We start from the raw sequence: 21,195 nt of genomic DNA, 5'->3' as shown, positions 1-21,195 counted from the left end.
CCCATGCCCTATTTTACGTTATTCATGGCTTTATTCTTTATTTCAACATCGGCAATCTTCGTCAAGTGGGCGGAGACCCCGATTGAGGCTGTCGCCTTTTACCGCATGTTGTTCTCGACCTTGTTGTTGCTCCCACTCATTCGATTGAAGGAACTATTGCAACTCAGTTCGTCGACGATCCGGCATATGCTGTTAAGTGGCATTTTGCTCGCCGGGCATTTTTGGCTGTGGTTCCTCTCTCTTGATTATACGACAGTTGCGAGCTCAACGCTCTTCGTGACCGCGAGTCCGATTTTTGTCCTTGCCGGTAACGCGTTATTCTTCAAACAACACCCGTCGCGCAAGGCACTCCTGTTCGTTGCTGTCGCTTTATTTGGTGGCGGTCTCGTCGCTTACGGAGATATCGCCGTCGGCATGCGCGCCTTGATCGGGGACGGTCTTGCTTTGCTTGCAACGATTTTAGTTGCTGGTTACTGGTTGCTCGGTCAACACGTTCGCACAAGCGTTTCGACGAATCTCTATTCGTTCGGTGTCTACGCCGTCGCATCGCTCGTCTTGCTCTTGTTATCGTTGATTCAATCAACGAATCTCGTTGCTGCGTTTCAACAGGATTGGTGGCTGTATATTCTTCTGGCGGTCTTCCCGACGTTACTCGGGCACAATTTATTTAACTGGGCGCTCGCTCGTGTCAGTGCCAGCATTGTCAGCATCACGATTCTTGGCGAAGCGGTTTGGGGGATGATCTTCGGATACTATCTGTTTGACGAGAAGCTAACATGGATTCAAATCACCGGTGCCGCTTTACTGTTGATCGGAATCGGATTGTTCCTCCGACGCAATGAACGTGACATCCGTGAACAGCTCGCCCAGCGTGAGAGTGCCACTAGTCAATCTACTTAACAACAAAAGCGAACCAAGATGATCATCATCCTGGTTCGCTTTTTCATTACGATCGTGGATCGTCAGGTCGAACTTTTGGTAAACGCCAAGTCATCGCGAACGCAAGAATGGCACAAACGACCCCACCAATGAAGACGTAACGTAATCCATGTGATAACGCGATTTCTGCCGCATACTGCACGTCCTGTCCGAACGTTTTTGCCGTACTCGATTGGAAGAATGGATCAATCGCGTACCCTGACAGCGTGTCCGACGCTGCAAACGAACGAAGGATTGATAGGTTGAAGATCGTACCAAAGATTGCAACACCGAGCGTCTGCCCCGTCGTACTCAAGAACGAGTTGACGGCGGTCGCTGAGCCACGAAGTGACCAATCGACGGAAGTCTGCAAGACGACCATAAAGACCGGTTGTGAGAGACCAAAACCAATTCCAATCAGCGAAACGGCAAGATAGATGAAGACATCACTTGATTCGCGCGTGATCAACGATAAAATCGTCGTACCAACGATCAGCAGTCCCATTCCGGTCATCGTCCGGTACCGGGGTGAAGCCACACCAATCGTCCGTCCACCGATGATGGCGGTCAGCGTCCAAAAAAGCGACAGTGGCATCAACATGAAACCGGCTTCGGTCGGACTCTTCCCGAGTACCCCTTGGGCGAAGATCGGAATATACGCTGACATCGAGACGAGTACCCAGGCGGAAAAGAAGACCGCTAAGTTGATCACGAGAATGACCGGATGGCGAATGACTGCTGGCGGTAAGAGTGGATCGCTCGCCTTTTTCTCGACCCGATAAAATGTGAACAATAAAACGAAACTGATGAAAAAGCTCGCTAGAATGATCGGACGCAAGAACGTCTCCGACTCACTCCCCGACAATAAGCCGTACAGAAACGCACTCATCCCGAGCGCAAACAACAAGGCACCCCGGTAATCGATTTTCCGCTCCGTTTCACGGACCGTCTCTTTGTAGTAAACGACGATCATGAAGAACGACAATAACGCAAACGGTACGTTTAGTAAGAAAATATACCGCCACGAAAGCGATTCGACGAGGAATCCACCAACAAGTGGTCCAGCGACACCTGAGATTCCCCAGACAGCGCTGAGCACTCCTTGGATTTTCCCCCGCTCCTCATATGTATACAAATCCCCAATGATCGTCATCGCGATCGGCAATACAGCTCCTGCCCCGATTCCTTGGACGGCGCGGAAAACGATCAACATCTCCATCGATTGAGCGAGTCCACAGGCTAGTGACGCGACGGTGAAGACGCCGATCCCGAATAACAGAACCCGTTTTCGACCATATAAATCTGCCATCTTTCCGTAAATCGGTGTTGATACCGCCATGAACAACAAGAATCCAGCAAAGATCCAACTGACTAATTTCGCCCCGTTCAATTCACTCGCCATGACAGGTGTTGCTGTTGCAACGATCGTCCCCTCGATCGCGGCTAAAAACGTCGCGAGCAACAAGGCGACGGTTACTTTTTTCCTCATTCGTTCCACTTCCCCTCTACTGTTCTATCATACTGGTTGAACCAGTGATAAGAAAAGTAAATGCTTACGAAACAGGATTCGCGGGAACGGTATGGAATGGTATACACTAGACTCAGATTCACGATTTCGAATGGAGGAATGTCCTATGTTACGAAAAACGGCACTGATTACCGGTGCATCGGGTGGAATCGGACTAGATCTCGCTGTCCTCGCGGCGCGAGATGGCTTCGATTGTGTACTCGTTGCCCGCAATGAGAAGAAATTGAAGGAGCTTCAACAGGTCCTTGAAAAACGCTATCAGATCAAAGTCTATGTATTCGCTGCTGATTTATCGCTAAGCGACAGCGTTGATCGTCTCGTGCAATACTTAGAGGAACAAGAATTGACGGTCGATCTATTGTTCAATAATGCCGGCTTCGCCACGTCGGGACGCTTTGCGGAAATCGATCCAACAGAAGACATTAACTCGATCCAGGTCAACGTCGTCGCCTTGACGGATTTGACGAAACGTCTCTTACCGGGAATGGTCGAACGTGGCTTTGGACGCATCTTGAATGTCGCGTCGGTCGCTGCCTTCATGCCAGGACCATACATGAGTGTCTACTACGCAACGAAAGCCTATGTCCTGTCGTTCTCAGAAGCACTTGCGACAGAAGTCGACGGCTCTGGCGTCAGCGTAACCTGCCTCTGCCCAGGACCGACCGATACGAACTTCTTCGACCGGGCGAACATCACGCTACCGTTCAAGAGTATGCCGTCACACCTCGTCGCCTTCGCTGGATACCGTGGCATGCTCAAAGGACGCCGCGTCGTCGTTCCAGGTGCGAGCAACCGCGCCATGGTTTCCTTGTCTCGTCTCTTGCCACGCCGCCTGTTAACAGAAGTGACAGGTCGAATCCAAGATCCTGCTCGCCAGCAAGAATCGTCGACAGAAGAAGACCTCCTGTACGCGAATTCATGAAAAAAACGGAAGGACCAGATAGCTGGTTCTTCCGTTTTTGTATTTATGCCTCGTGATGACGAAAACGCCGTGTCGCATAACGTTTTACGCGATCAAAGGTCGTCGTATAGCGATACAGATAACGAATGACGAGCGCACCCGTGATCGAGACGATGTAGCCCGTCGATAAGACGAGTAACCAGGAGACAATCGCGAGGAACCATGAACTCTCGAATCGTAAATGTTGCCAAAGTAATCCTTCTGACGAGGTAATGAGCATGGCGCTTGGGAAGATGGCGGCAGCAAGTAAGTAACAAGCAGCGTAACGTCCTCTAATCGTACCTTTTATCAACAGAATACTGCCAAACACTAAGCCGACACTCGAGACGATGAGCAACATGACGACATAAGCAAGCGAAATCGACGATTCCAGCATATGCCTTCCCTCCTGTTCGGTATGTTACTATTCTGTACCCCTCTTTTCATCGAATGAATGCATAATTCGTAAAAAAATCGGAAACAATATCCAAATGAAGATCGCGTTACTGAATCCGTGAAGCATATCAAACGTTCCCCCGGCTACAAGCAGTGTCAAAAAAGCTTGCCACGAGAATCCGGTCAATACTAAGAAACCGAGATTGCTCACCCATCCATATAAGAAACCAGCGAGAAATCCATACCCAGTCAATACGATCCGGTAACGAAGAAACGGGATGAATCCTAGACTGGCGATCACCGCATAGGCTAGTGCTTGAAAGAGAACGAACGGACCGCTTCCGAGAAACAAGCTCGTCAACACGACGACAAGCATCCCAGAAATGGCACCGACGATCGGATGGATGAAGACGGCTACTAATAAGATGAGTGCCGTTGCCGGCTGGACGTTCGGCAAACTGGAGAACAACAATCGTCCGACGATTGCCGCTGCCGTGATGATAGCGATGAACCGTAATCGTTGATCCGTCATCGGTAGTTTTTCGAAGATGATCAAGAACAGACCTATAATCAGAATCGTTGCGACGATCATACGAACAACCGGCTTTCACGTAAAAATTGCTCCGTTGGTCCGTCAAACGCTACTTCTCCGTGCACGAGATAGATGATGCGCTGTGCTGCTCGAATCAGAGCTGAGTCATGCGTCGCCATGACAATGAGCGTCGTCGGGTTCGTATTCCACGAATTGATGAAAGTCGTTCGATCTATGTCATCGAGACCCGCTGTCGGCTCATCAAAGTAATAGCTGTCTTTACTCCAATCGATACCGTCCAAGAGACGTTTTTTTTGTGTCGTAAAACTACCGCTTCGATCGTCTAATGGCGCAAGCATCGGATGCGCTGGTACATAATGCGTCTCCCCCGACCGCCGGACTTTTCCATACAGCGGTCGCTCGACACCGAGCGCGAGTCGTAGTAACGTCGATTTCCCACTACCATTCGCACCAATAATCGCAATCCGTTCACCTTGATGAAACGATAATTTTTCTGTTACGAGTGCATAGCGTGTCTGTAACGGATAACGGTGTTGGACGTTTTCGATCCGATTCAGGGTACGACCTGCCAGTTCAGCGGCGCGACTCGTAATCGACAAGTCGGATTGTATCGTCATCGAGCAATGGATCTGACAAACAAACCGTCGTTCGATTTCTTCAAGCAATCCCATCAATCGCTTTCGCCTGACATGATCAAGAAAGAGAAACGGTTCCGACAAGAACAGCGTCTTTGGTGACGAAGACAACGCATGACCGAGTCCGACGAGCTGTTGTTCCCCGGATGAGAGTTCACTCGACTCCGCTTCAAAAAAAGCTTCTAGTCCAAGCAAGGTCGCGAGTTCTCCTGCCCGAAACAAGGAACCCGTCGCCAGAAGATCTCGGACACGTCCATGTAGTAAGCGCTCCGGTGTCAAGACGGGTTGTTCATGTTCGCTCGCCTGTTGACGTAGTCGCTCTTCGCGATCGATGTCGGTATACATGATAGGCATCCCGGATTCCTCCTTTTGTAAATAATAGCGCTATGGGCAAAATCATCGCCGGAATGATTGCCCATGGTGTCAGACAAAGAACCAGTCCTGTCGCAAGCAACAAACCTGTCTGAACATCACGTCGCGTGATCGGTCTTAAACGAGACGGTACCGCTTCAATTGGTAGGATATGATAGGCTGCCATCCGCTCCAAGCGAACAGCAAGCGACGCATCCGGATGACTCATCTTGACTTCCGGCCAGGTTCGTAAGAAAGACGGAATCAGCGCCAGCACCATCCCCGTCAATCGTGTCAGTCGAGGTAAGAAACGAAACAACGGTCCCATCTGATCGAGTCGAACCAACGTAAAAATCCATTGACTCGACGTGATGAATAGCGTCACTTGAACCGTCGTTTCATAAATCGCTACTGTGTCGATACTTGCACCATAAAGAAGCGGGACACACATCATGACGGCATAGAGGGCTGGAAGTAACAGATATCGAAAAATAGTCCGTTCTTGAACGAATAAAAACAACAGCAGATGATAGACGACGATCACGGATTGATCATGTGTGAGGACGAACGGGATCGTAATCATCCCGATGAAAAAGAGAGCGACGTTCACTGGGTGAAGTCGCTCCCGTTCTGGTTTACTCAAAATAAGCCATTGCATCTTTTTCAAATCGCCATTCGAGACGATCTCCTTTTTTCAGTTCATAACTTCCGGCACCGACTTCGCCTGGTTTACCGTTGACTCCGAAGACCCAGCCACTACCTGCTCCGGCGGACTTTTCGCGAATCCCATCAACTGCCGTGACATATGCCATCTCACCTTTACCTGTTTTGACGACATCGAGCGTCGTATCTTCAAGTGCATCCAGTGCTGTATCGTTTTCGTTCAAGCATACGTCTTTATCAAACAACGTCTTATCTTTGACGTGATCCACGACTGATACCTTGACTTCCGCCTCACAAGACGCCGTTTGTTGCTCCTCTTTTGCTTCCGCGCAACCGGCAAGTAACACGATACTTGCAGCAAATAACCATTTTTTCATCGTACGACTCCTTTTCGCCTTGATGTCTCAAAGCTGTAATTATATAACAGAATAGTTTTATCGCGTAAGGATTGACCGTCAGAACGGTAATAGGTCAGACGGACCGCATTCGCTAAGACATCGTCCCCTGTATTGACGTACGGAATCAGTTTCCCTTCGTCATCAATCAAGAAGACCGTTGCATCCTGCAGACTAAACGTTTCATAGAGCCCATCGAGATCCATCTCGACATAGGGTGTTTTGGAATCATGTAAAATCTCATGAATCGAAAGCTTTCGCAACGTCTCAAACGATTGATTCGCATCAATCAGTTTCTGGTAATACGACGTCAACGATTTTGTTGTCAACTCTTCACGTGGTCGATAGGAAATCGTTCCTGTCAGCTCCTGGTAACTCACATCGTAACGAATGAAGCGTTTCGGCGTTTCGACGAGCATCTCAAACGATGCGTTCCTGAGATTCCCGCCCCGATCGAACATCAACTGACTTTGTTCCATCCGCAGTCCCTCTTCACCGACACGTCGTTCGATTTGAGAAAGGAAATTGTCGAATGAGTCATCCGTGATCGTCACACGACCAATCTGTTGTGTTTCTTCCCGCAACATTCCAGCATCAAACGGACCGAGAAAGAGTTGGAACAGGAAGAATAAGAACCCAAAGAGTGCCATGTACCGTTTATAACGCGAGTTCTTTTTTGGGTGCAGGACGATTAGGAAAATAATGATGCCGAGCGGTAACTGAATATCATAGACTGGAAACGACACGGCACCGAGGCACGCATAAAAAATGAACTTCATGTACAAGTATTTTTCTTTTTCCGTCCGACGTTCGAGCAAAAAACCTAATCCGATAGCAGCCAGTAAAAAGAGCGCCCATAGAATGAGAAAGTCCATCGTTTATCCTTTGACCGGGACGGTCCGGTGATCATACATGAGATGGCTGTTCGCGAATACTTCTCGTGCCTCTTGTTCCAGTACTTCTTCCTGATCGACATAACGAGCAGATACATGCGTCAATAGAAGCTTTTTCGCCTGGGCCGTTTCTGCAATGACAGCTGCCTGTCGAGCGGTCGAGTGACCGAAGCGTCCCGCATGTTCGACTTCCCGATCGGCAAACGTCGCTTCATGGACTAATACATCAACATCTCGCGCCAGTTCGATCGAGGCCGCACACGGCATCGTATCGCCAAGAACAGCTAACTTGACACCCGGTTTTGGTGATTCTAAAAAGTCGGACGATGGATAGACTGTTCCTTCGAATTCGAAGGTATCTTCCAGTGTGATTCGGCGATAGATCGGACCAGATGGCACTCCAAGTGTCTTCAGTGCATCCACACGCAAGGCCCCCCGCTCTTCTGGTCCTTCGAGTCGGTACCCGAACGCCGGGAAACGATGCTCAAGCGACCGCGCCGTCACGCGGAATCCGTCCTGTTCATAGGTTTGACCGTCTTCGACTTCAACGATCCGGAGTGGATAACGTAGATATGTTCCTGTGATGCGTAATGTCGCGTCCATCCATTCCTTGATCCCGGTCGGTCCATAGATCGTTAGCGGTGTCGTGCCTTCAAGCGCTGCTCTTGTGCTAATGAATCCTGGTAAACCAAAGATATGATCCCCATGTAAATGGGTAATGAAGATTGCGTTGACTTTTCGTGGTTTGATCGGGCTGTGTAAGATTTGATGTTGCGTTGCTTCTCCACAATCGAACAACCAGGTCATTTTGGGGTGTAACAAGGCAATCGATGTGACGTTTCGTTGTTTCGACGGCATACCGGCTCCTGTCCCTAAAAAATAAAATTCCATCTTTTTCCCCTTTTCGTAAAATTAGCATTTTTTATACACAAAATACACCTTTCTTCTGGTGAAGCATGGTAAACTGTACCTATTCAGATTTGGAAGGTGGTTTTTTCCATGACTAAGATTGAACGGACCTATGCCCGCATCGTCCGGGAAGCCCGCAAACTGAACGAGAGTTATCGGCAAAAATACGGAAAGTCGATTCAAATCGATGAAATCGCTTCGACCTTATTATGTACAGAAGAACTCGTTCTAGAGTCTATGGAATATGTTGATCGTCCTCAAGTAGTTTAATCGTACAATGATAAAGAGTGTACCGCAATGTTGCGGTACACTCTTTTTTGTGTTTCATCAGCTTATTTGTTCGTGATGTAATCAACTAACGTCACGCACAGTTCCGCTGTTTTGACGAGTTCTTCGATCGGCATCTTCTCATTCGTCGTGTGGATATCTTCATATCCGACAGCCAAGTTGACCGTTGGGATACCAAAACCAGCAATGACGTTGGCATCTGATCCACCACCAGAATGTAAGAGGCGTGGTGTGCGTCCGAGTTGTGTGATCGCTGCTTTCGCGACTTCGACGACTTGATCTCCATCCTCGAACTTGAAGCCCGGGTACATGACTTTGACTTCGACTTCAGCACGACCACCAAGCTCTGCTGCCGCTTCTTCGAACGCCGCTTTCATCTTCTCTGTCTGTGCTTCCATCTTCGGAGCGACGAGTGACCGTGCTTCCGCGAAGATTTCGACATAATCACAAACGATGTTCGTTGATGGACCACCACCGCTGAACCGTCCGATGTTAGCTGTCGTCTCTTCATCAATCCGACCGAGCGGCATTTTCGCGATTGCTTTTGACGCAATCGTAATCGCCGAGACACCTTTTTCCGGTGCGACACCAGCGTGAGCTGTTTTCCCGAAAATCTTCGCATTGACTTTTGCTTGCGTTGGAGCAGCTGTAATGATGTCTCCGACTTTACCGTCTGAATCGAGTGCAAAGCCATAATCCGCATCGATTTTTGATGGGTCAAGAACCATCGCCCCGACGAGTCCAGATTCTTCACCGACTGTGATGACGAACTGAATTTTCCCGTGAGGTTGTTTCGTTTCATTCAATACATGCACGAGTTCGATCAGAGATGCGAGACCTGTTTTATCATCTGCCCCAAGAATCGTTGTGCCGTCCGTCTTGACGTAACCGTCCTCGATGATTGGTTTAATGCCTTGCCCCGGAAATACCGTGTCCATATGGGAAGTGAAATAAATTTTGTCGACCCCTTCTTTTGTTGCTGGAAGTGTGACGATCAAGTTATTTCCTTTATGTTCGGTCTTAGATGAAGCGTCATCCTCAAACACATCACATCCGAGATCCTCGAACGTTTTTTTCAAGTGAGCACAAATCCGTGCCTCCTCTTTTGATTCCGAATCAATCTGGACAAGTTCTAAAAACGTATCTAATACGCGTTGTTCATTGACCATGACAAAACCCTCCTCCTAATATGTTTCAATCCATTAGCGCTTTTTTAGTATACCATCCCCATCGTCATTTGCACTTCTGAAAGGTTGTTTGTACAATGGCATTAATCAGTTGATGTAAGAGAGGAGTAGTGGATATGGCAAAACCATCGAAACAACAACGCATCATCAAATGGACGACAATCGGGATTTTAGCAATCTTCCTGATCGGTACGTTCGCTTCGACGATGTTTTATTTCTTTTGATTAACGTAGCGTTGTTTTAAACGTAAATATTGCTCCGCTTCTTGTAGCATGTGCAGTAAGGCAGAGCGGACTTCGAATTCCTCCCGCGTGACGGGTAAGGCAGAGGCACGAAAACGTGTCAATAATGCCTCTAGTTCTGAAATGTACACCATTGCGTCGGCTTCAGGTCGGACATTGTCACCAATCGTCCGAAAGAAGTCGGCGACTTTTTTTCCTTCTTCGACGACGAGGACGAGTTCCTCGGCATGATGGACGATACCGCGTAGTAACTCGAATTGTTGTTCGCGCATCCGGAAGTAGGCATAATCTTCATCATCGTTCCGACGACCGATCGCGTTTCCCATTCGTTTTAAGGCGGCATCCTTCCCTTCACGTAACAGACGTTCTGTCTCGTCAAGCGTCAACGCATGATGATTGACCCGCCCTGTCTCGATCGCAGCGGCGACTTCGAAGAATAAGGCGGCGATTCGTTGGTCGATCTTTTCTCGCCGGTCGTCAATCAATAAATCAAGACTTGGCATGTACATGTTGACAAGCAATCCGACACCAACACCAATGCCAAGCAATAAGGATTCGTTCAATAAGATGTGCGCGTTAAGCTGACGTTCCGTATACAAATGGGTCAAAATGACGACACTCGTGATGAAACCGTCCTGAAGTCGGAGGCGTTGCACGGATGGAAGGAATAAAATGAAATAGATCAATAACGTCACCGGACGATAGCCGATGACTTCGAATAGAATAAATCCGAGCACGATGGCAAGTAATGATGCCATGATGCGCTCGTAAGAAGACCGGAACGTCTTCTTTCGTGTCGACTGGATGCTCAAGATGGCGATGATGGCAGCGAAGACGTAATAGTCGAGCTTGAGTTGTTCTGCGATCCACATCGCGAGCGCAGCAGCGACCGCTGTCTTCAGCGTGCGATAACCGATTTGCAACAGGTTCACCCCCTTTTGTTTTTCTTTGTTAGACTACCTACGTTGGACAGGAATGTCCATTGCTTTTTAAAGGACGTGATTTACTTTGACGACACGCACTATCCGCCCCGGTCGTCCCGTGCGCCGGACCGGTTCGATAAAAGGATTACTTTTTTTCTTCCTCATCGGAGTCCTCTTGTTCTTTTGGCTCCGCGAGGAACCGAAGACTGTCTTAACCCCACCAGCGCCTTATACGGCTGAGCGCTATGAAAAAGGCAAAATCAACGAGCAAGACTTCCAGACGTTCGCCGAAGCGAAGGAGTACGCGGGACAGCGTGGTGCTGTCAAGCGTTCATCGGACGACCGCTACGTCTACCTCGGTGGACCAGGTACTGGGATCGTCGATGATCGTGGTATTCTATCGATTCATCGTGATCCTGAGTTAAAGAAACGGCTCACGTACGTCGCTTCCGGCACACGTGTCCAGTTGCTTGAGTTCGGTGAACAGACAAGTCGTGTCAGCATCGCCGGCGTGACGGGTCATGTCCCAACGGACCGCTTACGTCCGTTCCCGGCAGAACGAGTCTCGAATGCATCGTATTATCAGACGAAAGGAGATCGTCTCCTTCACTACATCGTCGCGGACAGCGGACTTGGTGGACTGATCGTTGCCGGTGAAGCGACGAAAACGACTCCTCGGACGACAAAATATGTTGAATCGAAGACATTAACACGTGATTTGACGAAGCCGACGCGCCTCAGTGCCAAACAACTCGATGCGTTCATCAAGGAGCAAGCACCGGACAGCCCCTTGATCGGTAAAGGAAAAGTCTTTAAGTCCGTTGAAAAGAAATACCGTGTCAACGCGGCCTATCTACTCGCACACGCCATCCACGAATCCGATTATGGACGGTCTGAGATTGCCCGCGAGAAAAATAACTTGTTCGGCGTCAATGCGACCGATTCCGCGCCGGGAGAAGATGCGACAGTCTATAAATCCTTGACGGACTCGATTCAGCAGACCGGTCGTTTCATTGCAAAGGATTATCTCGATCGGGACGGTCGCTATTTCCGTGGCGCGTACCTTGGGAACAAACAAAAAGGGATGAACGTCTTTTACGCGTCAGACCCTTTCTGGAGTGAAAAAATCGCTGGTATCATGGTGAAAATGAACGCTTTCTAAATCCGAGATATGATACACTATAGGGCGAGACAACAATCATTGAGGAGTGAACACGTCATGGAAAAAGTTTTAGTATTTGGTCACAAGAATCCTGATACCGATACGATCACATCGGCAATCGCTTATGCAGAATTAAAGAAAGCACTCGGTGTCAATGCCGAAGCCATCCGCCTCGGTGAAATGAACGATGAAACGTTATTCGCACTTGATACGTTTAAAGTTTCAGCACCACGCCTAGTGACAGAAGTCGCAACAGAAGCATCGCACGTCATTTTAGTTGATCACAACGAACGTCAACAAAGCGCGAACGATATCGATGCTGTGACTGTCACAGAAGTCATCGACCATCACCGGATCGCAAACTTCGAAACATCAGATCCTGTTTACTACCGGGCTGAACCGGTCGGCTGTACAGCAACGATCCTGAACAAGCTCTACAAAGAGCATGGTGTTGCAATCAAACCAGAAATCGCTGGTTTGATGTTATCCGCAATCATTTCCGACTCGCTTCTGTTCAAATCGCCGACTTGCACGGAGCAAGATATCATCGCAGCGCGTGAACTCGCAGAAATCGCTGGTGTCGATGCGAACGTCTACGGTCTTGAGATGCTCAAAGCTGGAGCTGATCTCTCGAAGAAATCGGTCCCTGAATTGATCTCACTTGATGCAAAAGAATTCACGATGGGAACACTCAAAGTCGAAATCGCTCAAGTCAACACGGTCGATACAGCAGAAGTCTTGCTTCGCCAAGAAGAACTCGAAACAGCAATCAATGAAGTCATCCTTGCAAAAGGTCTTGATCTATTCGTCTTCATCGTCACGGATATCTTGACGAACAACTCAGTCGGACTCGTCCTCGGGAAAGAAGCAAATCTCGTTGAGCGTGCTTACGGTCTTGAAGCGACGAACAACCTTGTTTACCTCGAAGGTGTCGTTTCACGTAAGAAACAAGTCGTTCCTGTCTTAACAGATACAGCTCTTGCAACACAATAAGTTCAAAAAAGAAGGAGTTCGCTCCTTCTTTTTTGAATAAAGAATATGAATGGCTGTTCATTCATTACATAAAGGAGGAATCAATATGACACAAACGATCATGGTGACGGGTGGAACAAACGGAATGGGGAAAGCGATGGCGCTCGCCTTAAAGGAAGCCGGCTGGAACGTCGTCGTTACAGGACGCGACGCGGAACGCTTGCAGCTGATGGACGAAGCTTTGAGTCAGGTTCAAGGCGAACATCTGACGATTCAGATGGATGTCCGTGACGCAGACGCTTGTCTGGCTGCTGTCAATCAAGCACGCGAACGGTTCGGTCGTCTCGAGGCATTGATCAACAATGCTGCCGGGAACTTCATTTGCCCGACCGACGAGTTATCACCAAATGGCTGGAAGACGGTCATCGATATCGTCCTCAACGGGACATTCAACTGCTGTCACGCTCTGGTCAAAGGATGGCAGGAAGATCAAGTCGTTGGCGGACAAATCGTCAACATCGTTGCGTCGTATGCGTGGCAGGCTGGCGCTGGTGTCGCTCCGAGCGCCGCTGCGAAAGCCGGTGTCCTGAACTTGACGCGGACGCTTGCCGTCGAATGGGGCTATAAATATCAAGCCCGTATCAACGCGATCAGTCCAGGACCGATCGAACGGACAGGTGGTGCTGACAAACTCGCATTATCACCAGAACACGCGGAACGAATTCGCCGCAACGTCCCGCTCGGTCGGTTCGGGACACCGGAAGAGATCGCAACACTTGCAACGTGGATGGTGTCAGATCAAGCTCTCTACTTAAACGGAGAATGTATCGCTCTTGATGGTGGACATTGGTTAAATAAACAACCGTTCTAATGATTGAGATGTAATGGCTCAAGAAGTCGGTCTCCACAAAGATAAGAATGACGCATTTCACGTCACTCCTACAGGAAAAAGCGCATCTTTGCACTGTCAGAGACGAACAAGCTAGTTTTCTTGCTTGTGTCTCGCCTGAGGAAAGGACGTGAAAAGACGCGTCATTCTTTTTTTGAGTCAGCCCCTTGTATGCGTCTCGAACTATTTTTCTTTCTTTTCGCTATGTTTATGAATTATCTAGAACAGGTAGAAAGGACAAGAAGGAGGCGATCGTATGTGGGAAGCGTTCGGTTGGGGAGCGTTAGCAGGTGGTGCCGTCGTCATCGGTGCCTTGTTTGGATTGTACTTACCCTTAAAACAACGACTGATCGGCTATATCATGTCGTTTGGGACCGGCATCTTGATTGGAGCAGCGACGTTTGAGTTACTCGATGAAGCATTAAAGAAGTCAACAACACTCGTTGTCGCGATTTCCTTCATCGTCGGAGCACTCGTCTTTACAGGATTCGACCTATTCGTTTCGTCACGCGGCGCGAGTAAACGAAAACGCTCATCTGGTGGGAACGAAGGCACGGGAACGGCGATTTTCTTCGGGACGATCCTTGATGCGATCCCTGAATCAATCATGATCGGTGCCAGTCTGTTATCCGGAAATGTCAGCGCGGCACTCGTCGCGGCCATTTTCGTCAGTAACATTCCGGAAGGTTTATCGAGTACGACCGGTTTGCGAAAAGATGGCTTCTCGAAGAATAAAGTATTGCTGATGTGGGGAGTCGTCTGGTTGATCTCCGCTCTCGCTTCTCTCGCTGGCTATACGATTCTTGCAGAACTCCCGGACATGCAGTTTGCCATGATTGGTGGCTTCGCAAGCGGTGGGATCATCGCGATGCTCGCTTCGACGATGATGCCGGAAGCTCACGAGGAAGGTGGTGCGATCGTTGGTCTGTTCGCAGCACTTGGGTTGATTACAGCAATCATCCTCAGTTAATAACAAAAACAATGCGCATTTTCCGTAAGCTTAGTCGGAAACGCGCATTGTTTTTTAGTCATTTCGAAAATCAGTCTTCAGCTGTCTGTCGTACCGTCCCACTCTTGCTTGAACCGAGCAACAAACTCTTGCATATAGCGATGCCGCTCCTCTGCTAAATGAAGTGCTGCTTTCGTATTCATTAAATCTTTTAGTCGGAATAACTTTTCTTCAAAATGATTCAGGGCACTCGTCTCTCCCGTTCGGTCACCGGGCTCTCGTGGTGCTAGTCCAGGCACATGCATCGGCTCTCCGAACCGACCAGCGAACTGAAACGTTCGTGCAATTCCAATTGCACCAATCGCGTCGAGACGATCAGCATCCTGGACGATTTTCCCTTCGATTGTCCGCATTGGTGGGCGTGTACCGTCTTTATAGGACAAGCCCGTGATGATGGCTAGAATCTGTTCCTGTTCTTCTTCCGTCACCTTTCCTTGCAAGAAGGTCGCGACCTTCTCTGCCGTTCCCCCGAGTTTGCTATCTGCTACGTCATGAAGTAAGGCAGATAGTTCGATGATTTTGACGTTTCCGCCTTCTTGTTTGGCAATATGTAACGCTAAACGACGAACCCGTTCGATATGGGCATAATCATGACCTGAAAAGTCCGTCGCGTGAAACGACCGGACGAAGATTTCCGTTTCTTGAATCATTGTCGATTCCTCCATTCTGGTTCGAGTAATCCATAAAGTAACATGTCATGCCGCTCTCCGTCTCGTCGTAAAAAGGCACGGTATCTTCCTTCCTGTACGAATCCAAGGCGTTCGTACAGCTTAACCGCACGTGTATTATACTCAAAGACCGTCAATTGAATCCGGTACAGGTTCAGCTCTAAGAAGGCGTATTCGAGGATTGTCTGTAGCGCATCCGTCGCATACCCTTGCCCTTCACAATCCGGATCGATCCCGATCATCAGCCATGCCGTTCCGTGTGTAAATAGAATATCTTCCAGTGCAACGACGCCAATCATCCGTTCATCTTCAAAATTGCGAATGGCAAAACGGAATGTTTCCGGTGCATCTGTCGCCATCATCTGTTCGACCTTGTCCATCGATAAATGGCGGTATGGCGTCGCACTAAAATGACGGGCAAACGTTACATCGTCAAGCAGACGTTGCATCACTTCGGTATCTTCCCGTTGAAAACGCGTCAGCCGGATGTGGTGACCTTCCAGTAGTTTTTTCAATTTTATCCTCCTCTATACTAAAAAACCGAAAAACGCTAACCCTTTTCAGAGTTAGCGTACTGTGATCATAAAACTTTTTCGAGGAATTTTTTCGCCCGGTCCGTCTTCGGATTGTCGAAGAGTTCAACCGGTGAACCTTCTTCCATCAAAATTCCTTCGTCGAGGAACAGGACACGATCCGCAACTTCTTTCGCGAAGCCCATCTCGTGTGTGACGATGACCATCGTCATCCCACTCTCAGCTAGCTGCTTCATGACGTCAAGAACTTCGTTGACCATCTCCGGGTCAAGAGCGGACGTCGGTTCATCAAACAGCATGACGTTCGGTTCCATCGCAAGCGCACGGGCGATCGCGACCCGTTGTTTTTGCCCACCTGACAACTGGTTCGGATAATTATCACGTTTTTCCGCTAGACCGACACGCTCAAGTAACGTCTCCGCCCGTTTAACTGCCTCATCCTTTGAGATACCAAGTACGTTGATCGGTGCGTACGTCAAGTTATCGAGAACGGACTTATGCGGGAACAAGTTGAACTGTTGGAAAACCATTCCGATGTTCTGACGTGCTTTTGAGATATTTGCTTTTGGTTTCGTCAATTCGAAACCATCGACGATGATTGTTCCACTCGTTGGTTGTTCAAGTAAGTTGATACACCGCAGAAATGTTGATTTACCGGATCCCGACGGTCCGATGACAGCGACGACTTCACCGCGTGTAACCGTCGTCGAGATACCTTTTAATACTTCTAATTTTCCGAACTGCTTATGCAAATCGGTGACTTGGATCATAGGTTCCATCTGATTACCCACTCTTTCTCATAGCTTTTTCGACTTGTTGGCCTATCAAGCTCAATCCCATGACGAGAACAAAATATACGAATCCGGCAAACAATAACGGTTCGAAATAAATCGCCTTTTCTCCTCCGACGATTTGCGCACGACGCATGACATCAAGCACACCGACCGTCGAGACGAGTGCTGATTCCTTCGTCAACGTGATCAATTCGTTCATGATCGCAGGAAGGATATTTTTAAAGGCTTGCGGTAAAATGATCGAACGGAGTTGTTTGAAATACGAAATACCGAGCGCATCCGCCGCTTCCCACTGTCCACGATCAACAGCCTGAATCCCTGCCCGGATGATTTCCGAGATATACGCTCCGGAGTTTAGGGAGAAGGCAATGATTGCCGATTGATATCCTGTTGTGACATACCCTGTCAGTTGCGGTAATCCGAAGTGGACGATCGCCAGTTGCAAGATCAGCGGTGTTCCCCGGAAGATCGCCGTGTAGGCATGACCGATGAAACGGAGAACCCGGCTCTTCGTGATTTTCAGTGCCGCGACGACGATTCCGATCAGCATCCCGGCAATGGCCGCCACGATGACGACTTGGAACAGGACCGGAATCCCCTCGAGAATATATGGAATTGAATCTTGAATCTTTGTAAAGTCTATCATAATCAATCTCCTAACGTCGCACAAAAGGGATGAGGTTACCCCCACCCCCATGCACTTGACTTATTTTGCTTCTTTTTGGAACCATTCTTCTGCCAATTTATCGATTTCACCACTGTCGATCATCTTCTTCAACTCTTTATTGAAATCGTCACGCATCTTGTCCCCTTTTTTGAAGGCGATCGCTGAACCAGCTGGACCATCTTCTTCAATCTGGTACGTTTTCAGGGATGCATCTTGATCCATGTATTTGACGGCTACTGCATCCTCGATGATGAGGGCATCAATCCGACCTGTATTTAATTCTTGAATGATTTCTGGGATTTTGTTTAAAGGAACCGCTTCGCTGTCTTTAAAGCGATCTTTTGCGAGTCCCTCTTGGATGGAACCAAGCTGGACACCGATTTTTTTGCCTTTGAGTTCGTCTTCCGAACTAATGGCTTTATCTTTCGTCATGACTAAGTTTTTTGATTCGAAGTAGATATCCGTGAAGTCAGCGTTTTTCTTCCGCTCTTCTGTTGGTGTCATGCCCGCCATGACGAAGTCGACACGACCTGAGCTGAGGGCACCAAGTAAGCTACCGAACTCCATGTCTTCGATTTTTAAGTCATACCCGAGATTTTTCGTGACTTCTTTGGCGATCGCAACGTCGAATCCGACGATGTCCTCTCCTTTTTTCGTATCGATGTATTCAAATGGGAAGTAATCCGCTGACGTTCCCATCGTCAATACTTTATCACTTTTACTTGATCCACCTGTTGATTCTTCCGACGCGCCACATGCTGCCATCGTGACTGCCAGAATGCCTGCCATTGCCGTTGCTAATAATTTTTTCATTCGAGTTTTCCCCTTCCAACGCTCAATTGTCAGAACTTTAACAATAGTATGACTTATGTGTATGTCCAATTCAATACCGAAAAGCCTGACCTGTTCTATTGCTTTTAGGATATACGAATATTTATTCACTGTAAAGCATAAATATATAAATTTTTTTGACTTTCTATTCATAATTCATGCATAAATGACTTTTTATACAGTTTTGCAAACGCTTTCAAATTTCAAATTTATTATTTTAATCTCATGAATGCGCAAAAAAAGACCCCTTTATCAGGAGTCTTCTTTGTTTATGCGTAGATTTCAATCAATGATTCAAGTTTCTCGACGACCTCTTCTGCCGTGAACGATTCGATGTCGAACCGCTCAACCATCGAGAGGATGTTTCCGTCTTGCATTAATGCAAATGATGGAGATGAAGGTGGATAACCTTCGAAGTATTCACGTGCACGGTCTGTCGCTTCACGATCTTGTCCAGCGAATACCGTAACGAAATGATCGGGCTTGATGCCATCTTTCCGATTGACATACGCTGCAGCAGGACGGGCGATCCCGCCAGCACATCCACAAACAGAATTGACAAGGACAAGTGTTAACCCTTCGCGTTTCATTGCTTCATCCACGCTCTCTGGCGTCGTTAATTCTTCAAATCCAGCAGCTTGCGCTTCTTTGCGGGCTGTTTGGACAACATCTTCAAAATACATTTGGAAATCCATCGTATTGCCTCCTTTGATTCGTTCTCCACCTTATTGTACGAGTTTCGGTGAAATCTGTCCAAGTCTGCCGCTTAATTCACTTTCTAAAAATGGACGGGCATGCAACAAATCACGGAAAGCGATATAACGATCAATCTTTTCTTCTGTTGGTCGTTTATTTTGTTTATAGGCGCGAATCAAGATGTTCTTCGGTGTGTGCTCGAGGTCGATGAATTCGAGAAGTTGCGCTTCATAACCGACGAGCGTCAGTAACTCGGCACGAATCGAATCTGTCGCAAGTGATGCGAATTTTTCTTTAATCAGTCCGTGCTGGAGCATGACATCGAGTGGCGAACAGTCGAGTTGACGGTTCAATTCCTTTTGACAACACGGTACGCTCAGAATGACTGATGCATTCCAGTCGACAGCTCGCGCGAGTGCGACATCGGTTGCGACATCACAAGCATGGAGTGTCACCATCAGGTCGACTTCCGTCTCCCCTGTGTAATCATGAACGTCCCCGACGCGGAACGTTAGATCGGTATAATCCAGATCACGCGCAATTTGTGTACATTCTTCGATGACTTCTTTCTTTAAATCAAGACCTGTCACTTCGAGGTCAAATCCTTTGACGACTTTTAGATAATGATAGAGAGCAAACGTCAAATACGATTTTCCGCAACCGAAGTCCAAGATCCGAAGTTTTTTTCCTTTTGGCAAGGCAGCAATGCTATCCTCGACGAATTCAAGGAAGCGATTGATTTGTTTAAACTTATCGTACTTTTGCTTTTTGACCTGTCCCGCTTCCGTCATGACGCCGAGGCGAATCAGAAACGGAACCGGCACACCGTCTTCTAATAGATAGGTTTTTTTTCGGTCATGCGACAAGAGAGCTTTCATCGGTTCCTTTTTGGATGTCTTGAGCGCGACTTTCATCTTTTTCGAGAGCTGGAACTGCCATTCTTCTTCCTCAAAACGGAATAAGAATTGGCGGAATTCCGTGAACCAGTCATCGAGTCGCCCGACGAAATCGTCCATTAAAATATTTTCATGCTTCATAACGCGTTCAAATTGAAACTCAACCTGCATCATCACCGTATCTCTTAATAGAATCGGTTTTACCTTGATTCGTCGGAGATCATTTGATTTTTGACGCGGATTACTTATCGTTGCATGGATCAGTGTTCCTTGCGTGATTTGCGAGGCAAGGCTCGCTTTTAATTCATGTAGTTCCACTAGTCGTCCCGTCCTTTTCTGATGTTCTTTCGAAACTGTAGCAAATTCGTACCTGTTCGACAAGTTTACACGCTTCATCATTCGCACATAATCAAAAGGAGGAATTCATCATGTTCAAAAAAATTCTCTCACAAATCGGAATCGGTGCCGCAACGGTCGATACACGGTTGACGGATGATCGCTGTGAACCAGGCGGTCAAATCCACGGTGTCGTCCATATCAAGGGCGGAAACGTCGATCAAGAAATTGACCGGATTTATCTTGAATTCAACACGCAGTACAAACAAGAAGTCAATGATAGCACGACATTTACGACCTTTACGCTCGACCGGTTTGCTTTAAATGAAGCAAAGTTCACGATCGAAGCGGGTGTCGAGCGGGAAATTCCCTTTACACTACGCGTGCCACTGAATACGCCACTCTCGGTCAGCCAATCGAAATCGTGGATTGAGACGGGTCTCGACATCGCTCAAGCCGTCGATCCATCGGACCGTGACGCCGTCATCGTCGAAGCAAACCGTTACCAAGCAACAGTCTTAGATGCCATGGAGTCACTTGGCTTCCGATTGAAAAAAGCCGACACGGAAAAATTACCTGGACGATTCCGGAAAGATTTACCGATTGCTCAGGAGCTTGAGTATTCAGCTCGCAATACACACTACGCTCATAAACTGGATGAGATCGAAATCATCATGCTTCAAGACGGATCTGGGATTGATTTAATCGTCCAAGTCGACCGTCGTGCGCACAGTCTCGGATCATTATTCAGTGAAATGGCTGGTGCGGATGAGTCGATGATCAAATTGCGTCTGTCCAATAGTGAATTGCAAGATCAATCGTTCGTCGAACGTCAGCTGACAAACATCGTGGAACGCTATAGCTAATTAATCGATCGAATTTACTTGAAAGTGATTCCTCTTCAGGGGAATCACTTTTTTA

25 protein-coding genes are annotated in these 21,195 nt (G+C 48.0%); 8 read left to right on the top strand and 17 right to left on the bottom strand.

Annotation, left to right across the window (positions count from 1 at the left end):
- The first annotated feature begins 3 nt into the window (after positions 1-3).
- Positions 4-900 (top strand): DMT family transporter, encoded by an 897-nt coding sequence (locus ACZGCQ_RS01575; protein WP_481265173.1) that lies wholly within the window; start codon positions 4-6, stop codon positions 898-900.
- A 46-nt stretch (positions 901-946) separates the two neighbouring features.
- On the opposite strand, the gene ACZGCQ_RS01570 is transcribed toward ACZGCQ_RS01575, so the two are convergent.
- Positions 947-2,407, bottom strand: a complete 1,461-nt coding sequence (locus ACZGCQ_RS01570; RefSeq protein WP_047390922.1) for an MDR family MFS transporter — start codon at positions 2,405-2,407, stop codon at positions 947-949.
- Between the two features lie 145 nt (positions 2,408-2,552).
- On the opposite strand from ACZGCQ_RS01570, the gene ACZGCQ_RS01565 reads away from it, so the two are divergent.
- Positions 2,553-3,368 (top strand): SDR family NAD(P)-dependent oxidoreductase, encoded by an 816-nt coding sequence (locus ACZGCQ_RS01565; protein ID WP_047390919.1) that lies wholly within the window; start codon positions 2,553-2,555, stop codon positions 3,366-3,368.
- A 43-nt stretch (positions 3,369-3,411) separates the two neighbouring features.
- Here the strand turns inward: ACZGCQ_RS01565 and ACZGCQ_RS01560 are convergent, their stop codons facing one another.
- Genes ACZGCQ_RS01560 through rnz form a run of 7 tightly spaced genes read right to left on the bottom strand, consistent with a single transcriptional unit; the run spans position 3,412 to position 8,163 of the window.
- On the bottom strand, positions 3,412-3,783 hold the full coding sequence (locus tag ACZGCQ_RS01560) for a hypothetical protein (protein ID WP_481265172.1): 372 nt from the start codon (positions 3,781-3,783) through the stop codon (positions 3,412-3,414).
- Positions 3,784-3,810: 27 nt separating this feature from the next.
- Entirely contained in the window at positions 3,811-4,374 is a 564-nt protein-coding gene (locus ACZGCQ_RS01555) for an ECF transporter S component (RefSeq protein ID WP_481265171.1), read from the bottom strand.
- The gene (locus ACZGCQ_RS01550; protein WP_481265170.1) at positions 4,371-5,324 is read right to left on the bottom strand and encodes an ATP-binding cassette domain-containing protein; all 954 of its coding nucleotides are present in this window, start codon (positions 5,322-5,324) and stop codon (positions 4,371-4,373) included. Before ACZGCQ_RS01550 ends, ACZGCQ_RS01555 begins: the two co-directional genes overlap by 4 nt.
- Entirely contained in the window at positions 5,260-5,979 is a 720-nt protein-coding gene (locus ACZGCQ_RS01545) for a hypothetical protein (protein WP_481265169.1), read from the bottom strand. Before ACZGCQ_RS01545 ends, ACZGCQ_RS01550 begins: the two co-directional genes overlap by 65 nt.
- Entirely contained in the window at positions 5,957-6,361 is a 405-nt protein-coding gene (locus ACZGCQ_RS01540; RefSeq protein WP_214747685.1) for a DUF4430 domain-containing protein, read from the bottom strand. The genes ACZGCQ_RS01545 and ACZGCQ_RS01540 overlap by 23 nt, the downstream gene beginning before the upstream one ends.
- Positions 6,358-7,254, bottom strand: coding sequence for a hypothetical protein (locus tag ACZGCQ_RS01535; protein ID WP_481265168.1), 897 nt, complete (start codon positions 7,252-7,254; stop codon positions 6,358-6,360). The genes ACZGCQ_RS01540 and ACZGCQ_RS01535 overlap by 4 nt, the downstream gene beginning before the upstream one ends.
- Before the next feature lie 3 nt (positions 7,255-7,257).
- Positions 7,258-8,163 (bottom strand): ribonuclease Z, encoded by a 906-nt coding sequence (rnz, locus tag ACZGCQ_RS01530; protein ID WP_481265167.1) that lies wholly within the window; start codon positions 8,161-8,163, stop codon positions 7,258-7,260.
- A gap of 108 nt (positions 8,164-8,271) precedes the next feature.
- On the opposite strand from rnz, the gene ACZGCQ_RS01525 reads away from it, so the two are divergent.
- Positions 8,272-8,451 carry a hypothetical protein gene (locus ACZGCQ_RS01525; RefSeq protein WP_023467629.1) on the top strand — a complete coding sequence of 60 codons (180 nt, stop codon included), beginning with the start codon at positions 8,272-8,274 and terminating at the stop codon, positions 8,449-8,451.
- 62 nt (positions 8,452-8,513) lie between these two features.
- Here the strand turns inward: ACZGCQ_RS01525 and ACZGCQ_RS01520 are convergent, their stop codons facing one another.
- Together ACZGCQ_RS01520 and ACZGCQ_RS01515 are read right to left on the bottom strand one after the other, a co-directional pair.
- On the bottom strand, positions 8,514-9,638 hold the full coding sequence (locus ACZGCQ_RS01520; RefSeq protein WP_029341139.1) for a M20/M25/M40 family metallo-hydrolase: 1,125 nt from the start codon (positions 9,636-9,638) through the stop codon (positions 8,514-8,516).
- 229 nt (positions 9,639-9,867) lie between these two features.
- Positions 9,868-10,830 carry an aromatic acid exporter family protein gene (locus ACZGCQ_RS01515; RefSeq protein WP_235147627.1) on the bottom strand — a complete coding sequence of 321 codons (963 nt, stop codon included), beginning with the start codon at positions 10,828-10,830 and terminating at the stop codon, positions 9,868-9,870.
- Positions 10,831-10,906: 76 nt separating this feature from the next.
- On the opposite strand from ACZGCQ_RS01515, the gene ACZGCQ_RS01510 reads away from it, so the two are divergent.
- From ACZGCQ_RS01510 to ACZGCQ_RS01495, 4 genes are all read left to right on the top strand, one after another.
- Positions 10,907-11,983 carry an N-acetylglucosaminidase gene (locus tag ACZGCQ_RS01510; protein WP_481265166.1) on the top strand — a complete coding sequence of 359 codons (1,077 nt, stop codon included), beginning with the start codon at positions 10,907-10,909 and terminating at the stop codon, positions 11,981-11,983.
- A 57-nt stretch (positions 11,984-12,040) separates the two neighbouring features.
- On the top strand, positions 12,041-12,976 hold the full coding sequence (locus ACZGCQ_RS01505) for a manganese-dependent inorganic pyrophosphatase (RefSeq protein WP_023467624.1): 936 nt from the start codon (positions 12,041-12,043) through the stop codon (positions 12,974-12,976).
- Positions 12,977-13,061: 85 nt separating this feature from the next.
- Positions 13,062-13,826, top strand: a complete 765-nt coding sequence (gene fadH, locus ACZGCQ_RS01500) for a 2,4-dienoyl-CoA reductase (protein ID WP_481265165.1) — start codon at positions 13,062-13,064, stop codon at positions 13,824-13,826.
- A gap of 274 nt (positions 13,827-14,100) precedes the next feature.
- Positions 14,101-14,814 (top strand): ZIP family metal transporter, encoded by a 714-nt coding sequence (locus ACZGCQ_RS01495; protein WP_047390876.1) that lies wholly within the window; start codon positions 14,101-14,103, stop codon positions 14,812-14,814.
- A 77-nt stretch (positions 14,815-14,891) separates the two neighbouring features.
- On the opposite strand, the gene ACZGCQ_RS01490 is transcribed toward ACZGCQ_RS01495, so the two are convergent.
- From ACZGCQ_RS01490 to ACZGCQ_RS01460, 7 genes are all read right to left on the bottom strand, one after another.
- Positions 14,892-15,518, bottom strand: coding sequence for an HD domain-containing protein (locus ACZGCQ_RS01490; protein WP_481265164.1), 627 nt, complete (start codon positions 15,516-15,518; stop codon positions 14,892-14,894).
- Complete coding sequence (locus tag ACZGCQ_RS01485) at positions 15,500-16,036, bottom strand: GNAT family N-acetyltransferase (RefSeq protein WP_214808240.1); 537 nt, start codon at positions 16,034-16,036, stop codon at positions 15,500-15,502. The genes ACZGCQ_RS01490 and ACZGCQ_RS01485 overlap by 19 nt, the downstream gene beginning before the upstream one ends.
- A gap of 65 nt (positions 16,037-16,101) precedes the next feature.
- The gene (locus ACZGCQ_RS01480; protein ID WP_041255311.1) at positions 16,102-16,824 is read right to left on the bottom strand and encodes an amino acid ABC transporter ATP-binding protein; all 723 of its coding nucleotides are present in this window, start codon (positions 16,822-16,824) and stop codon (positions 16,102-16,104) included.
- 13 nt (positions 16,825-16,837) lie between these two features.
- Positions 16,838-17,497: an amino acid ABC transporter permease gene (locus ACZGCQ_RS01475; RefSeq protein WP_029341131.1), complete on the bottom strand. Its 660-nt coding sequence runs from the start codon at positions 17,495-17,497 to the stop codon at positions 16,838-16,840.
- A 57-nt stretch (positions 17,498-17,554) separates the two neighbouring features.
- Positions 17,555-18,328: a transporter substrate-binding domain-containing protein gene (locus ACZGCQ_RS01470; protein WP_029341130.1), complete on the bottom strand. Its 774-nt coding sequence runs from the start codon at positions 18,326-18,328 to the stop codon at positions 17,555-17,557.
- A gap of 287 nt (positions 18,329-18,615) precedes the next feature.
- A complete protein-coding gene (locus ACZGCQ_RS01465) occupies positions 18,616-19,041 on the bottom strand; it encodes a BrxA/BrxB family bacilliredoxin (RefSeq protein WP_481265163.1) in 426 nt (141 codons plus the stop codon).
- Between the two features lie 30 nt (positions 19,042-19,071).
- A complete protein-coding gene (locus tag ACZGCQ_RS01460) occupies positions 19,072-20,256 on the bottom strand; it encodes a class I SAM-dependent methyltransferase (RefSeq protein WP_481265162.1) in 1,185 nt (394 codons plus the stop codon).
- Between the two features lie 110 nt (positions 20,257-20,366).
- Here ACZGCQ_RS01460 and ACZGCQ_RS01455 point away from each other — a divergent pair, with 110 nt between their 5' ends.
- The gene (locus ACZGCQ_RS01455; RefSeq protein WP_294747515.1) at positions 20,367-21,140 is read left to right on the top strand and encodes a sporulation protein; all 774 of its coding nucleotides are present in this window, start codon (positions 20,367-20,369) and stop codon (positions 21,138-21,140) included.
- Positions 21,141-21,195: the final 55 nt, after the last annotated feature.

The organism is Exiguobacterium sp. HSB13, assembly GCF_056764755.1.
The sequence above is the reverse complement of the archived record's forward strand: the minus strand, read 5'-3'. Positions and strand labels throughout refer to the sequence as shown.